Origin of the sequence: Thioalkalivibrio sp. ALRh, assembly GCF_000381425.1 — a bacterium.
Classification (GTDB): Bacteria; Pseudomonadota; Gammaproteobacteria; order Ectothiorhodospirales; family Ectothiorhodospiraceae; genus Thioalkalivibrio.
The window spans coordinates 29,512-43,085 of the sequence record NZ_KB906521.1 but is presented as its reverse complement, the minus strand read 5'-3'; the positions used below and the strand labels follow the sequence as shown (position 1 = coordinate 43,085).

Below are 13,574 nucleotides of genomic sequence, written 5' to 3'. Positions count from 1 at the left end.
GAAGCCCCTGCCCGTGCCGAACGCTGGCAGGGGCGTTCGCTTGCAAGCAAGCTCCCAGAGGGGCGGGTTACGCGGCTTGTGCAGGGGCGGCCAGGAACCAGGTCTCGGCATTGGCGCCGTGGATATCCGCGATGTCCTGCTGCAGGCGGTCGACAAAGTCGTGCAGACCGTCTTCGGCCAGCAGTTCGTCCACGTTGGCGTTCATTGCATGGCGCCGGGCCTGGATGACCAGCCGTAGTGGAACTTCGTTGTTCGGCAGGCTTTCCAGCGCATCCTGCACCTGCTTCAGGGCGTGGGTGACCGAACGCGGAAAGGCGCTGTCCTGCAACAGAAAGCGCACGACATCCACGCCATTGATCCGCCGCTTCACGTGCTGGCGGTACATCTGAAAGCCACTCTCGGAACGCAGGATGCTGGTCCACAGCAGGCCCTCGTAGGGCTCCGGGTCGTCGTGGTCCTTCTTCAGGAGCTTCAGCGCGCCGACATCCACCTGACGCGTGCCCATGTCCGCGCGTTCCAGATTGCGCCCGAGGCGGATGAAGTCATAGGCGGCATCGTGACTCATCGTCCCCGCCAGCAGCCCGGTCAGGGTCTGGCAGCGCTGAACGATGCTCGACAGGAATTCGAAGCGACCGCGCTTGCCGATGCCCTGGTCGATCTCGTCACGCGCAAACAGGTAGAGCTCGTTCATCACCTCCCAGGCCTCGGATGGCACCAGGTCCCGGGTGGTCCGCACGTTCTCGCGCGCCGAGCGCAGGGAGTTGAGCACCGAGCTGGGGTTGTCGGCATCGGCCAGCAGGAACTTCACGCAATTGCGCTCGTCCTCGCGCTGGTAGTGGTTGTCGAACAGCTCGTCGTTCCCGGTCACCTCGACCAGGCCCTTCCAGGAGAGCTGTACCGACTTCGGCATGTCCAGCGCCAGCAGATGGAAGGCCGTGACCATGCGCGCGGTGTTCTCCGCCCGCTCGACATAACGCGCCATCCAGTACACGCGTTCCGCGACTCTCGAGAGCATCTTAGTTCTCCTCGTCCACGATCCAGGTGTCTTTACTGCCCCCGCCCTGCGAGGAATTCACCACCAATGAGCCCTTGCGCATCGCCACCCGGGTCAGCCCGCCCGCGGTCACGTCCGTGCGCACGCCCTGCAGGATGAAGGGCCGCAGATCCAGGTGGCGCGGCTCGATATCGTCGCCGCACAGCGTCGGCGCGACGGACAGGTCCAGGGTTGGCTGCGCGATGTAGTTGCGCGGGTCCTTCTGGATCAGCTGGGCGAACTCCGCGCGCTGCTTCTTGGTGGCGTGCGGGCCGACCAGCATCCCGTAGCCCCCGGACTCGTTGGCCGGCTTCACCACCAGCTCGTCCAGGTGATCGAGCACGTACTCGCGGTCCTTGTCGTCCACGCACAGGTAGGTCGGCACATTGGGCAGGATCGGCTCCTCGTCGAGGTAGTAGCGGATCACCTCGGGTACAAAGGCGTACATCACCTTGTCGTCGGCGACCCCGGCCCCGGGGGCATTGGCGAGCCCGACATTGCCCTTGCGCCAGGCGCGCATCAGGCCGGGCACGCCGAGCATCGAGTCCGGATTGAACACCTCCGGATCGATGAACTCGTCGTCGATCCGGCGGTAGATCACGTCCACCCGTTCCAGACCGTCGATGGTGCGCATGTACACGCAGTCGTCATCACCGACCACCAGGTCCGCGCCCTCGACCAGTTCGGCCCCCATGCGCTGGGCCAGGAACGAGTGCTCGAAATAGGCCGAGTTGTAGATCCCCGGGGTCAGTACCGCGATCTCCGGGTAGTCCTGTGGGCGGGGCGAGATCGAGGCCAGCATGTCGAACAGCTGGGTCGGGTACTCGTCCACCGGGAGGATGCTCGAGTTCTCGAACAGCTCCGGGAACACGCGCTTGGTCACCTGCCGATTTTCCAGCATGTAGGAGACGCCAGAGGGCACACGCAGGTTGTCCTCCAGCACGTAGAAGTCGCCCTTGCCGTCGCGTACCAGGTCGGTGCCGCAGATGTGCGCCCAGACGCCGTGCGGTGGGGTGATCCCCACGCACTGCTCGCGGAAGTTCTTCGACTGTTTCAGTACGTAGCGCGGGATGATCTTGTCTTTGAAGATCTGCTGCTTGTTGTAGATATCGTTGATGAACATGTTGAGCGCCGTCAGGCGCTGCTCCAGCCCCTTCGACACCCGCTCCCATTCGGCTTTGGTGATCACCCGCGGGATGATGTCGAACGGCCAGGCGCGGTCGATGTTCTCGCCTTCGGTGTAGACCGTGAAGCTGATACCCATTTCCAGGATCGCGCTGTCGGCCGCGGCCTTGCGGCTCTGGATCTCGGCGTCGTCCAGGCTGCTGAGGTAATCGGTCAGGGGTTTCGCCGGCTTGCGCGGCTTGCCAGGCTTGGCAATCAGTTCATCAAAGAAGGGCTTGGGGTCGTATTGCTTCCAGTCAATCGCCATACGTCGGGTCCTCTGACGCGGGGAACGGTTTGCACTACAGTAGCGCCTTTTCCGGCACCACGGGCAATAGCCGAAATGGGGTGGTGTACGTTTTTCGTCCCCCTGACCCGCCAGAGGTTCCCATGAGCGACACCCTCGAACAGCGCCTGATCGCGCTCTACGAGCATCCGAAGATCCAGGGCTGCAACTGGCAGCCGCGTCTTTTCTGGTATCCGGCCACCGATGGCGGACCCTATGGAGAGCTACGCGTGGACGGCCGCGAGCTGGAGGTGTTTCTTGCCACGATTCTGGGCGAGGCGTCGACCGAACGCGCCGGTCTGGACACGGAACAGGGGGGCCGCGGGACCTTCATCGCGGCCAATGCGCGGCGCCATGAACTGCCTCTTTTCACCCGGAGTCAGGGATGATGGGATTCGCGTTGCTCATCCCATCCTACGGCGCGCCACCAACCTCGTAGGATGGGATGAGCAACGCGAATCCCATCAAAGGGCTCTAACAACCGAAAGCCGGCTACTGCACGAAGAACTGCTGGAACAGCGCCGCGAGAATCACCAGCGCAAACCCGGCGTAGAGCCCCGCGACCACGTCATCCATCATGATCCCGTGCCCGTCCTTCCACTTGGCGTCAAAGTAGTTGGCCGGCCACGGCTTGAGGATGTCGAACAGCCGGAACAGCAGGAAGCCGATCACGATCCAGACGAGCCCCGCAGGTGCGAACGCCAGGGTAATCAGCATGCCCGCCCATTCGTCCCAGACGATCCCGGGATGGTCGTGCACGCCCAGACGGCGTGCGCTCTCCCCGCAGATGTGGAACCCGGCCATCACCACGAGCACGGTGACGGCCAGATAAGCCCACTCCGGGAAGTTCATGATCGCGAAGTAGAGCACCAGCGCCCCGAGCGATCCGGTGGTCCCCGGTGCCCAGCGCGACAGGCCACTCCCGAACCCGAAGGCCAGCAGGTGGATCGGATCAGTGAACACCGTCTTCGCCGACGGCATCTTCGGCTTTGCGCTTTGGGCGGGCGCCGCACCGGCGCCGGTCTTCTTCCTGGCCATGACGTCCCTTGGCTTTGTTCTTTTGTTTTTGTGTTTCTGGCTAGCCCGCGAAATGATCGTGGCCCCGGCGCGCGACGTCCAGCCGCGCGCCATGGGCGTCCACCACCTCGATATCGCGGCCGCTGGTGAACTCGCCGATCACGGTCAGCGAGGTGCGCACGCTCAGGCTCAGCAGCTCCAGCGGCTCGGTGGGCGGCAAGGCAAACAGCAGTTCGTAGTCCTCGCCACCGGCGAGCACACAATCGCGAACCATTTCCTCGGGCTGCCCTTCCAGCAACGGATCGACCGGCAGCTGCGACCAGTCGACCCGGGCACCGCAGCCGCATGCCGCGGCCAGATGGCCGAGGTCCGCCAACAGCCCGTCCGAGATATCGATGACGGCGCGCGCCCGATTGCGCAAGCCACGCCCCAGTGCCAGGCGCGCACTCGGCCAGAACAGGCGGGCGCAGTCCGGGGACTCCTCGTCCGGTGGCCGGCCCTGCGCCCGGCGCTGCTTCTCAAAGGCGAGGCCCGCGGCCGCCCCGCCCAGTGCGCCGCTGACTACCAGGCGGTCACCGGGGCGGGCACCGGCGCGCCGCAGGGCCTGCCCGGCCGGGACCTGACCCAGCACAGTCACGCTGATTGCCCCGGGGCCACGCGTCGTATCGCCACCGACCAGCGGAACCGAGGCCTGTTCGGCCAATGCCAGAAAGCCGCGGCTGAAGGCCGCCAGCCAGTCATGGTCGACGGAAGGCAGGGTCAGGGACAGGACCGCCCCAAGCGGATCGGCCCCCATCGCAGCAAGATCGCTCAGGTTGGCGGCCAGGGCCTTGTGCCCCAGGCTGGCCGGCGGGTGGTCGGGGAAGTAGTGCGTCCCCTCGACCATCGTATCCACGCTGACGACCAGCTCGTGGCCGGCCTGCACCCCAAGCAGCGCGGCGTCATCGCCAATGCCCAGGCGCACGTCCGGGCTGGTCCCGGCAGGTTCGGCAAAGTAGCGCCGGATCAGATCGAATTCGGAGTCGGGACCGGTCATGGCGAGAGGCGGCCCATCGGAATCAGCGTTGAACGGAACGCTCGGGGCCGCGCAGGTCGGCAGAGAGCCGATCCAGCACCCCGTTGATGTAGCGGTGCGACTGCTCGGCGCCGAAACGCTTGGCCAGGTCCACCGCCTCGTTGATCACTACGCGATAGGGCACATCGATGCGCTCGGCGAGCTCCCACTGGCCGAGCCACAGCAGGGCCCGCTCGACCGGGTCGAGCTGATCCAGCGGACGGCCCAGGTACGGCTCCATACGGGCATCCAGGGCCTCGCGGTTGCGTGTCACACCGATCAGGATCTCGCGGAAGTATTCGGCGTCGGCCTTGGCGTGTTCCTCGTCGTCGCGAAACTCGGCCAGGATGTCCTTGGGCTCGGCCGCCGTCATCTGCCAGGAATACAGGGCCTGCATGGCACGGCGGCGCGCAACCGAGCGTGCGTGGCGGGCACGCTGCTCGGGCGTACTGTGCGGGCGTTTGCCCCGCCCGCCCTGGCGCGGGTTCTTGCCTGCGGGCTGCGAAGGGTTATGGGATTCACTCACGGCGTGTACGGCACCCACTCGTTCAGGAGTCGGCGCGCAGCTTGCGCATCAGGCTGACCATCTCGATCGCGCCCATTGCGGCATCCGCGCCCTTGTTGCCGGCCTTGGTGCCGGCGCGTTCGATCGCCTGCTCGATCGAGTCGGTCGTCAGCACGCCGAAGCTGATCGGAAGGTCCTCGGTCATCTGCACCTGGGCCAGGCCCTTGGCGGCCTCGCCCGCGACATAGTCAAAGTGCGGGGTCGAGCCCCGGATCACGCAGCCCAGCGCGATCACCGCGTCATAACGGCCGGAGCGCGCCATCGCCTGCGCCGCCAGCGGCAGCTCGTAGGCGCCGGGCACGCGTGCGATGGTCAGGTTCTTCTCGGCGACGCCGTGGCGCTTCAGGGTGTCGACCGCGCCTTCCAGCAGGCGCTCGACGATCAGGCTGTTGAAGCGCGCCAGCAGCAGGCCGTAGCGATGGTTGGCGGCATCCGTGAACTCGCCTTCCAGGGTCTCGATCTCGTGCATGATGTGGTTCCGGTCGGAATGGGGCGGACACGCGGCCCGCAAATCCTGCGTAGTGTAGCATCGCGGCGCGCCTAGGGAGACGCTTATGGACGGGGCCTCAGGAAGCGGTGGCGGCCCTGCGTGCCCGCACCCTTCGCGCCCAGATCCAGGAATGGACCGCCCGCCAGCCGAGCAGGAAGGCCAGGATCGCGGCGTACAGCGCGACCTCGCCATAGTCCGCCCGCGCCAGCCAGAGAAAATGCAGGATCGCCAGCACCCCGGCCACGTACACCCCGCGGTGCAGCCAGACCCATTTCTTGCGGAGCCAGCGCTGTGCCCCGTCGGTGGAGGTTACCGCCAGGGCGAGCAGGATCACCCAGGCGGCAAAGCCGACCATCACGAACGGCCGCTCGGTCAGGTCGTAGAGCACCAGCTCCCAGTCGAAGAACAGGTCCAGCCCCAGCCAGGTCAGGGCATGCGCGGTTACGTAGCCGAACGCCACCAGCCCCAGCATCCGGCGCAACCGGGTAATCCAGGCCAGCCCCGTCATCTGCCGCAGCGGGGTCACGGCCAGCGCGATCAGCAGCGCGATCATCGCGTGGGTGCCGGAGAGCTCCAGCAGCTTCTCGATGGGGTTCGCTCCCAGCCCGCCGAACCATCCGAGCGCGCGCAGGCCAATCCAGACCGCGGGCACGAGCGAGAGCAGCAGCACGCCCGTCCAGACGCCTCGCGGGGGCTGCCCTCTGCGGCGTTGGGTCGTCGCCACGCCGAACCCGTCAGAAATACTCGGTCAGGTCCATCCCCTCGTACATCGAGGCGACTTCATCCCCATACCCGTTGAACATCTCCGTGCGCCGACGGCGAAACTCGCCAATGCGCCGCTCGGTGCGCTGCGACCAGCGCGGGTGATCCACGTCCGGGTTCACATTGCTGTAGAAGCCGTATTCATCGGGCTGCGCCTGATTCCACAGGGTCGGCGGCTCGTCCTCGACGAAGCGGATGTGTTTGATGGACTTGATGCTCTTGAAACCATACTTCCAGGGCACGACCAGACGGATCGGCGCCCCGTTCTGGTTCGGCAGCACCTCGTCGTACAGCCCTACGGCGAGGATCGTCAGCGGGTGCATCGCCTCGTCCATGCGCAGGCCCTCGGTATAAGGCCACTGCAGCCCGCCACTGCCGCGGCGGCGGCGCTGGCCGCGCAGGTTGTCCGGGTCGTAGATACTCTCGAAGGCCACATAGCGGGCATCGCCCCGGGGCTCGGCCTTTTCGATGATGCGGTTCAGCTCGAAGCCGATCCACGGGATCACCATCGACCAGCCCTCTACACAACGCATGCGGTAGATCCGCTCCTCCAGCGACCAGGGACTGATGAAGTCCTCCACCGCGTACTCACCCGGGTTGTCGCACAGCCCGTCCACCTTGATGGTCCAGGGATCCGTCTTCAGCTGGTCGGCATAGGTCTTGGGATCGCCCTTGCCCGGCCCCATCTCGAAGAAGTTGTTGTAGCTGGTGATCTCCTCGTACGGCGTCTTCGACTCGTCGGTGGAGTAATCACTGGGCTCGAAGTCGAGCTCAAAGCCGCGCAAAGCAGCCGTCGCCGGGACCGCCATGCCCAGCCCGCCCAGGGCCAGACCGGCACCCAGCCCAACACCCGCGCGCAGGAATTCCCGCCGTCGCTGGTAGATTGCCTTCGGGGTAATTTCGCTGCGGGCGGGATCGGAACGCCGCCGCGTACGAATCAGCATGAACAACCTCGCATCTCGACCATTCGGGACCAACCGGACCGCCAGCCCATTCCCTGCAGGGCGGCACCGCAGGTGCCTGTCCAAGTGTCTCCTTCGGGATGGACCGGTAACCCGTCGCCAAGTTCGAAAACCCTGGCACTTTTGCCGCTGTCATGCTCCGACTGTGGACAATAAGGAAACGCGACAAGGCATAAGAATTTTCTGCTTGCGCGCGGCCGCCGCCGCTATATAAGGCTTTCCTGATGCCGCAGTACCGGGGTGGCCCGGCCGGCATACCTGGAGACCCCGCATGGACCTCAATCTCGATACCGGTTTCGACAGCACCGAAGACCTCACCGGCCTGTTCGAGAACCCGCTCGTCAACGACCGCGGCCCGAGCAAACACGCCGCCCGCCGTGCCCTCGAACGCATGATGGAAGAACGCGCCCTGCGCGCCCACCTGCAGGACGACTTCGACCTCGACCACGCCAGCGACCCACTGGACTGGTAGCCAAAAGAAGGGTGGCCCATATGGGCCACCCTGCGTTTATCAACGATGCGTTTCGCGGGGCTCAACGCATCCTACGAGGGGCGGCAGGGGTAGCCTCGTAGGATGCGATGAGCAAAGCGAATCGCATCAATCCCTGAATCTCCAATCCCTCTCCCCCAAAGGCCAATCCTCCATCTCGGGCACCCCGCCCCAGTCCGCCGGATACACCCCGGCCCGCACGAACCGGTGGAAGCTGGAATATGGCCAATCCGCCACGGCCCGAACCCAGCCGTGCTTGACCGGGTTGTAATGGATGTAATCGACGTGCCGCGCCCAATCCCGCTCGTCACGTATGCAACGTTCCCAGAACCGGCGCTGCCAGATGCCGCGCTCGCCTCGCTGAGCCCGGCTGTATGTTCGGGTTTCGATCGGCGCAATCGAACGCGAAAAGCGTGCCTTGATCAGTCGCCATCTCCGACTGAAATCGGTATCGCCCTCCGGCAACCGCCAGATGCAGTGCAGGTGCTCGGGCAGCACCACCATTGCGTCTATGACGAACGGGTGCCGTCGCCGTACCTCGCGAAATGCGTCCCTCAGGGCATCAATATGATCGGTCAGCAGGGTGGTGTTGCGACGCCAGGCGGCGTTCACGGTAAAAAAACACGTGCCGCCGGGCACGTATACGCGGCGATAGTCCGTCATCCATAGCCCCCTTCCCTGGGTTCATGGTCTTCAACGTTGTTGCGGAATGATGCGATTCGCTTCGCTCATCAGATCCTACAGCTATCCCCTCCCCTTCGTAGGATGCGTTGAGCCCCGCGAAACGCATCAACGCAGGATGTGCCGCCCAAGCCCCCGCCTACTCGTCGTCGTAGCCGGTCAGTTCCACGAAGCCGCGCCCAACGGGTTGGCCCTCGCTATCCAGGATGTCCACCGCGCCTTCCCAATAGCGGATTACGGTATCCATCTCCTGTTCATCGCGGATGGCGCGCACGGTGAATTCGCGTGGGCCCGAGCCGTCCGGCGGCGCGATGCGCATCGCCCATTCCACCGGGTAGCGGTTGCCGGAGGGCTGCGTGGCCCAGCGCCGGGGCTCCAGTTCGACCTGGTCGGGTTCCAGCAATCGGTCGTCGGCATCCGCCGGCATCCAGCGGCCCTTGGACAGCGGGTGCGGCTCGCCGTCCGCCTTGCGCAGCTGGTAGTACATGACGTCCAGCCCGTCGTCGAACTGCAGCGCGAACCAGTCCCAACCCACCTGACCCTCGGACAGCGCACTGGTACTCCACTCGCGGTCCATCCAGGCCTGACCGGTGACCGCCAGGGGCCCGCGCTCCGCCCGCTCGACCTCACCGCTCACTTTGAGGCGGGGCATGGAGTAGTAATAGGAGGCATTGCCCGGCTCCGGGCCCTTCTGGCTGAGCCCCGCCTCGCCCTGGAGCACCGGGCCGCGCAGGGGCTCCAGTTCCAGCGCCAGCCGGTAGTCATCCACGCTGAAGTCCAGCGTCCAGCGATCCCGGTCCAGATCCGCCAGTTGCCAGTCCTCGGCCCAGACCCGCCCAACCGGATCCGTGGCGCCCGCCAGCCCCGCCCCGTCGCGCACGAAGCGCTCCTCGGAGGCGTGGTACCCGGCCTCGCGGTCGACCACCGCCGTATGCGCCATCCAGATATCCGGGCTGGCCCAGGCCGAATCGTGCCAGCGGGCGTCCCCCGCCAGCTCCGGCGCCAGCCCGACGCGGAAGAAGGTGATGTGAAAGCCCAGCCGCTCGCCCTCCGGCCCGTCGAGATTGCCGGTCACATACCACCACTCGTTACGAAACCCCGGGTGCGGCCCGTGATCACGCGGAAACTCGAACACCCGCGGCACGTCCGCGCGCCGGAACCCCTCCGTCTCCTCCCCGCCCAGGGCCTCGCCCACCCGCAATCCGGATACCTCGGCCTCTCGCGCATCCGGCGGCTCCGACCCGCCACAGGCCGCCAGCAATACCACGAGCCCAACCGCCACCAACAGGCGCAGGACCTGGCATAAGAGTGCCTGTGGGAGCGGGCTTGCCCGCGAAAGGACCTTGCCAGGGCCTGACGCAGGCAGGGGCTTCGCGGGCAAGCCCGCTCCCACAATGCCCGCTCCCACAGCCTTCAACCAGGTCATCACGGCACCTCCCGCAAAGCGGGCACCAGCCGCATGCGTGCCATGCGCCAGGCCGGGATCAGCGCCGCCAGCAGCGCGGCCCCCACGCCCAGGGCGACGGTCTCGGCAATCTCGCGGCCTGCCCAGCGCAGGTCCATGCCCCAGCCGAACGCCTCGCGGTTGATCACCTCGATCAGCAGCCAGCCCATGCCCAGACCCAGTGGTATCGCGGCCAGCGCGGCGAAAGCGCCCAGCACCGCGCCCTGAAACACCACCAGTCCGCGCACCCCGCCGGGCAGAAGGCCAAGGCTGCGCAGCGTGGCGAATTCACGCGCGCGTTCCATCTGCAGGGCCATCAGCGCCCCGAGGATCGCGATGAACGCGACCAGCAGCGTGATCACCCGCAGCAGATGCGTGATCGCAAAGGTACGGTCGAAGATCGCCATCGACTCCTGCTCGATATCGCCGGGGCGCGTGACCATGGCCGCCATCTCGCGCTCGGCCAGCCAAGTCTCCAGGCGCTCGATCACCGCGTCGGCATCCGCGCCCTCGGGCAGGCGCAGCCCAAACGAACCCACCTCCTCGGCGCCGGGCGTGCCCGCGTAGAACCGCTCACCCAGCATCAGCACCGTGCCCTGCGGACTGCCGTAGTCGCGATGCACGCCCGCCACCTGGAACATCCGCCGTCCGCCCTCCACGCGGATCTCCAGCCGGTCGCCCACACCCACGTCGTGATGGGCCGCAAAGGGCTCGGTGACCAGTACCGCATCGGTCTCGCGCAGGCGCCGGTCGAGTGCTTCGCCCGTGGCCTCGGCCTCCAGCAGCGGCAGGTACTCCAGCCAGACCGGGTGCGGCTCGACCACGTAGAGATCGATCATCCCGACGTCACTCGGTGTGTCCTGGCTGGAGCCGGTGCTGACCGACTCCGCCTCCGCGATCCGGGCGAGCGTCTCCCCCCAGTCCGCGGGGAGGCGCGCCCCACTGCGCGCCGCGGCCGGCGCCACCGGCACCACGTACACATCCGAGGTAAGCGCCTGCCCCAGCCACTGCTCCACGCTGTCGCGAAAGCTCCCGACCATTACCGACACGCTGATCGCGGCCGCCAGGGCCAGCGTCAGCGCGGAGGTCGCCGGCGCGCTGCGCGACAGGCTCCGCTCCAGACTGCGCACCCCGATGCGCGGGAGCGTCTGCCCGCGACCCAGCCGCGCGAGACCGCGCAGGACCCCGGCCAGCACCAGCGGGAGCAGCAGCACAAAGCCAGTGATCAGCAGGAACAGCGCGACGAAGCTGCCCACCAGCCCCCCGGTCCCGAGCAGCAGCATCACGCCACCCGCCGCCAGCAGCACGACCGCCGCCAAGGCCAGGCCGCGCAGGCCGCGCCGTGCCCAGCGCTCCAGCCGCCCGCGCCCAAAGCTGCCAGGGCTGGCCGCCCGTGCCGCCTCCCAGGCCGGGGCCAGCGCCGCCAGCAGCGACAGCCCCACCCCCAAAGCGATCACCGCCAGCAGCGCCAGCGGGCGCGGCATCACCTCCGTCACCGCCACCACAAAGAAATGATCCGTCACCGTCTGCGCGACCTGGCCGACCAGCACCTGCGCCAGACCGATCCCGACCAGCACCCCCAGCAGCGTGCCGATCACACCGACCAGCAAGGCCTCCAGCATCACCACGCCGAACAGCGCCCGCCGACCGGCCCCCACCAGGCGCAGGCTCGCCAGCACCTCGCGTCGGCGCAGCACCGCAAAGGTCTGGGTGTTGTAGATCAGGAAGGCTGCAATCAGCAGGGCCAGCAGGCTCATCGCCGTCAGGTTGATGCGGAAGGCCTGCGCCAGCTCGCGCGAGGCCTGGTCGCGCGCCGCCACTGGCACGAGTTCCAGACCATTCGGCAATCGCTCCGCGAAGGCGCCGATGTCGGCGTCATCGAGGCGTACGTCGACACGATCGAGCCGTCCCGGCCGGCCGAGCAACGACTGTGCGGTGGCGATATCCGTGACCCATAGCGAGCCACCCTCGTCGTCTGACTCGGCCGCCGGTTCGTCACGCTCCGCCTCGCGTTCGAGCAGCGTGACCTCGAAGCGCCCGGCGGCGGTCTCGAGCGCCAGGCGGTCCTCATGCGCCATCCCGGAGCCCACCCACCAGCCACTCGGCGGCAGGATCGTGCCCGGCTCGGTCACCAGCCGCTGCACCGGGGCATCCCCGATATCCGAGGCCGCCCCGCGGAACGGGCCCTCGGCCAGCGGATCGACGCCCAGCACATAGATCGTGCGCCCGTCCGGCAGCCGCGCGGGTCCCTCCACGATCGGCGCGGTATCGCGCCAGCCGGCCAGCCGCAGATCACGGTAATGTGTCTCGTCGAAACCCCGGGCCGGCCCCAGAATCTGGTGCGTGGCCGTGCCCGCCACCTCGTCCATCGAACGGTCGAACGCGCGCTGCGCCGACTGGTTGGCCAGATCCACCGCCAGCACCACGGCCACGGCGATCACCACGCCCACCAGCGTCAGCAGCCGCTGCAGCGGGCGCCTGCGCCAGTCGCGCAGCCAGGCCTTTACCAGCAGCGAGCTCACGTCGCCGAGGCTTCCGCGGCGAGATCCTGCAGGTGGCCGTCCTGCATGCGCAGCACCCGGTCCAGACGCCCGGCCAGGTCATCGCTATGCGTAACCAGCAACAGGGCACAACCGGTCGCACGCACCTGTTCCAGCAGCAGGCCGAACACCGCCTCTCCGGTGCGCGAGTCGAGATTGCCGGTCGGCTCGTCGGCCAGGATCAGCGCCGGCCGATGCACCAGCGCCCGCGCGATCGCCACGCGCTGCTGCTCGCCGCCGGATAGCTGATCCGGTTCGCGCCCGCCCTTGTCCCCCAGGCCCACTGCCGCCAGTTGCTCCGCAGCCCGGTCGCGGCGCTGCGCGGCATCCAGATCCGTCGCCAGCTCCAGCGGCAGCATCACGTTCTCCAGCGCCGTGAGTGTCGGGATCAAATGAAACGACTGAAACACGATCCCAACCTGCGCGCGGCGCAGCCGCGTGCGCGCCGCCTCGTCCAGCCCCGCCAGCACCTGACCGGCCAGGTGCACCGTGCCGGCGTCGGCGGGCTCCAGCCCGGCCGCCAGGTGCAACAGCGTGGATTTACCGGAGCCACTCTCGCCGACGATCGCCACGCGCTCGCCGGGTGCCAGCGCCAGCTCCACGTCATGCAGCACGCGACCCTCGCCGGGGTAGCCGAAGGCCACTCCACTCATGGCGAGCACCGGGCTGCCGAGCGGTCGCTGGGGATGCATCGTCTGATCCTGCATCGGGTTTTCCTTGTCGATTACCACTGGTTGCCGGAAGAACCACCGCACTTCCCACTCAAGGGGCGTTCACACCACCGTAACCACGGCCGTTCATGGTGTCTGCACAGACCCCTGACGGGAGAGGAATGTTTCAAAACAGCCCCCAAGCGGTTGATTGCGGCCCGACATCCGTTAGAATAAGTCGCATCTCCACACACGGGAACGCGCCTTGAAACGCCGATCACGCAGTCGATCTATCTGCGCCTCGCGGTAAGCGCCTCCTTCCCGAACCGGACGCTTCCCGCTGGGCCTCTAAGTACTAGAGTGCCGGGAGCGGCCGGGCCCCAGCCCGATCCCGACCGGACCAAGACACCGCATCCGTGCGGCGCCTTGTGAGGCT

14 protein-coding genes are annotated in these 13,574 nt (G+C 67.1%); 2 read left to right on the top strand and 12 right to left on the bottom strand.

Annotated elements, in window-relative coordinates; all coding sequences use genetic code 11:
• Positions 1–67: 67 nt before the first annotated feature.
• Together F791_RS0109060 and F791_RS0109055 are read right to left on the bottom strand one after the other, a co-directional pair.
• Complete coding sequence (locus F791_RS0109060; RefSeq protein WP_018137847.1) at positions 68–1,015, bottom strand: alpha-E domain-containing protein; 948 nt, start codon at positions 1,013–1,015, stop codon at positions 68–70.
• A 1-nt stretch (position 1,016) separates the two neighbouring features.
• Positions 1,017–2,465, bottom strand: coding sequence for a circularly permuted type 2 ATP-grasp protein (locus F791_RS0109055; RefSeq protein ID WP_018994193.1), 1,449 nt, complete (start codon positions 2,463–2,465; stop codon positions 1,017–1,019).
• 122 nt (positions 2,466–2,587) lie between these two features.
• Between F791_RS0109055 and F791_RS0109050 the strand changes: the two genes are divergently transcribed.
• The gene (locus F791_RS0109050; RefSeq protein WP_018994194.1) at positions 2,588–2,872 is read left to right on the top strand and encodes a hypothetical protein; all 285 of its coding nucleotides are present in this window, start codon (positions 2,588–2,590) and stop codon (positions 2,870–2,872) included.
• A gap of 103 nt (positions 2,873–2,975) precedes the next feature.
• Here F791_RS0109050 and F791_RS0109045 read toward each other — a convergent pair whose 3' ends face one another.
• The 6 genes from F791_RS0109045 to msrP form a co-directional block, all read right to left on the bottom strand.
• On the bottom strand, positions 2,976–3,521 hold the full coding sequence (locus F791_RS0109045; protein ID WP_012983052.1) for a phosphatidylglycerophosphatase A: 546 nt from the start codon (positions 3,519–3,521) through the stop codon (positions 2,976–2,978).
• A 40-nt stretch (positions 3,522–3,561) separates the two neighbouring features.
• A complete protein-coding gene (thiL, locus tag F791_RS0109040) occupies positions 3,562–4,536 on the bottom strand; it encodes a thiamine-phosphate kinase (RefSeq protein ID WP_018994195.1) in 975 nt (324 codons plus the stop codon).
• A gap of 22 nt (positions 4,537–4,558) precedes the next feature.
• Positions 4,559–5,080 (bottom strand): transcription antitermination factor NusB, encoded by a 522-nt coding sequence (gene nusB, locus F791_RS0109035; RefSeq protein WP_018995200.1) that lies wholly within the window; start codon positions 5,078–5,080, stop codon positions 4,559–4,561.
• A gap of 22 nt (positions 5,081–5,102) precedes the next feature.
• Positions 5,103–5,588, bottom strand: coding sequence for a 6,7-dimethyl-8-ribityllumazine synthase (gene ribE, locus F791_RS0109030; protein ID WP_018994196.1), 486 nt, complete (start codon positions 5,586–5,588; stop codon positions 5,103–5,105).
• Between the two features lie 97 nt (positions 5,589–5,685).
• Positions 5,686–6,279, bottom strand: coding sequence for a sulfite oxidase heme-binding subunit YedZ (locus tag F791_RS0109025; protein ID WP_018994197.1), 594 nt, complete (start codon positions 6,277–6,279; stop codon positions 5,686–5,688).
• A gap of 64 nt (positions 6,280–6,343) precedes the next feature.
• Positions 6,344–7,315 carry a protein-methionine-sulfoxide reductase catalytic subunit MsrP gene (msrP, locus tag F791_RS0109020; protein ID WP_019592473.1) on the bottom strand — a complete coding sequence of 324 codons (972 nt, stop codon included), beginning with the start codon at positions 7,313–7,315 and terminating at the stop codon, positions 6,344–6,346.
• 289 nt (positions 7,316–7,604) lie between these two features.
• Here msrP and F791_RS0109015 point away from each other — a divergent pair, with 289 nt between their 5' ends.
• Positions 7,605–7,805, top strand: a complete 201-nt coding sequence (locus F791_RS0109015; protein ID WP_012983058.1) for a PA3496 family putative envelope integrity protein — start codon at positions 7,605–7,607, stop codon at positions 7,803–7,805.
• 126 nt (positions 7,806–7,931) lie between these two features.
• Here the strand turns inward: F791_RS0109015 and F791_RS0109010 are convergent, their stop codons facing one another.
• The 4 genes from F791_RS0109010 to F791_RS0108995 all read right to left on the bottom strand — a co-directional run bounded on the left by F791_RS0109010 (position 7,932) and on the right by F791_RS0108995 (position 13,195).
• Positions 7,932–8,486: a transposase gene (locus F791_RS0109010; RefSeq protein ID WP_019592472.1), complete on the bottom strand. Its 555-nt coding sequence runs from the start codon at positions 8,484–8,486 to the stop codon at positions 7,932–7,934.
• A gap of 157 nt (positions 8,487–8,643) precedes the next feature.
• Complete coding sequence (locus tag F791_RS0109005) at positions 8,644–9,789, bottom strand: lipocalin-like domain-containing protein (protein ID WP_026333019.1); 1,146 nt, start codon at positions 9,787–9,789, stop codon at positions 8,644–8,646.
• A gap of 140 nt (positions 9,790–9,929) precedes the next feature.
• Positions 9,930–12,470 (bottom strand): FtsX-like permease family protein, encoded by a 2,541-nt coding sequence (locus tag F791_RS0109000; RefSeq protein WP_019592470.1) that lies wholly within the window; start codon positions 12,468–12,470, stop codon positions 9,930–9,932.
• Entirely contained in the window at positions 12,467–13,195 is a 729-nt protein-coding gene (locus F791_RS0108995) for an ABC transporter ATP-binding protein (RefSeq protein WP_019592469.1), read from the bottom strand. The genes F791_RS0109000 and F791_RS0108995 overlap by 4 nt, the downstream gene beginning before the upstream one ends.
• Between the last annotated feature and the right edge of the window lie 379 nt (positions 13,196–13,574).

Bases quoted from the DNA above. Each gene is read 5' to 3' on its own strand.
- F791_RS0109015 (WP_012983058.1), top strand. From the start codon at position 7,605: ATGGACCTCAATCTCGATACCGGTTTCGACAGCACCGAAGACCTCACC.
- F791_RS0109060 (WP_018137847.1), bottom strand. From the start codon at position 1,015: ATGCTCTCGAGAGTCGCGGAACGCGTGTACTGGATGGCGCGTTATGTC.
- F791_RS0109050 (WP_018994194.1), top strand. From the start codon at position 2,588: ATGAGCGACACCCTCGAACAGCGCCTGATCGCGCTCTACGAGCATCCG.
- F791_RS0109045 (WP_012983052.1), bottom strand. From the start codon at position 3,521: ATGGCCAGGAAGAAGACCGGCGCCGGTGCGGCGCCCGCCCAAAGCGCA.
- F791_RS0109010 (WP_019592472.1), bottom strand. From the start codon at position 8,486: ATGACGGACTATCGCCGCGTATACGTGCCCGGCGGCACGTGTTTTTTT.
- ribE (WP_018994196.1), bottom strand. From the start codon at position 5,588: ATGCACGAGATCGAGACCCTGGAAGGCGAGTTCACGGATGCCGCCAAC.
- F791_RS0108995 (WP_019592469.1), bottom strand. From the start codon at position 13,195: ATGCAGGATCAGACGATGCATCCCCAGCGACCGCTCGGCAGCCCGGTG.
- msrP (WP_019592473.1), bottom strand. From the start codon at position 7,315: ATGCTGATTCGTACGCGGCGGCGTTCCGATCCCGCCCGCAGCGAAATT.
- F791_RS0109055 (WP_018994193.1), bottom strand. From the start codon at position 2,465: ATGGCGATTGACTGGAAGCAATACGACCCCAAGCCCTTCTTTGATGAA.
- thiL (WP_018994195.1), bottom strand. From the start codon at position 4,536: ATGACCGGTCCCGACTCCGAATTCGATCTGATCCGGCGCTACTTTGCC.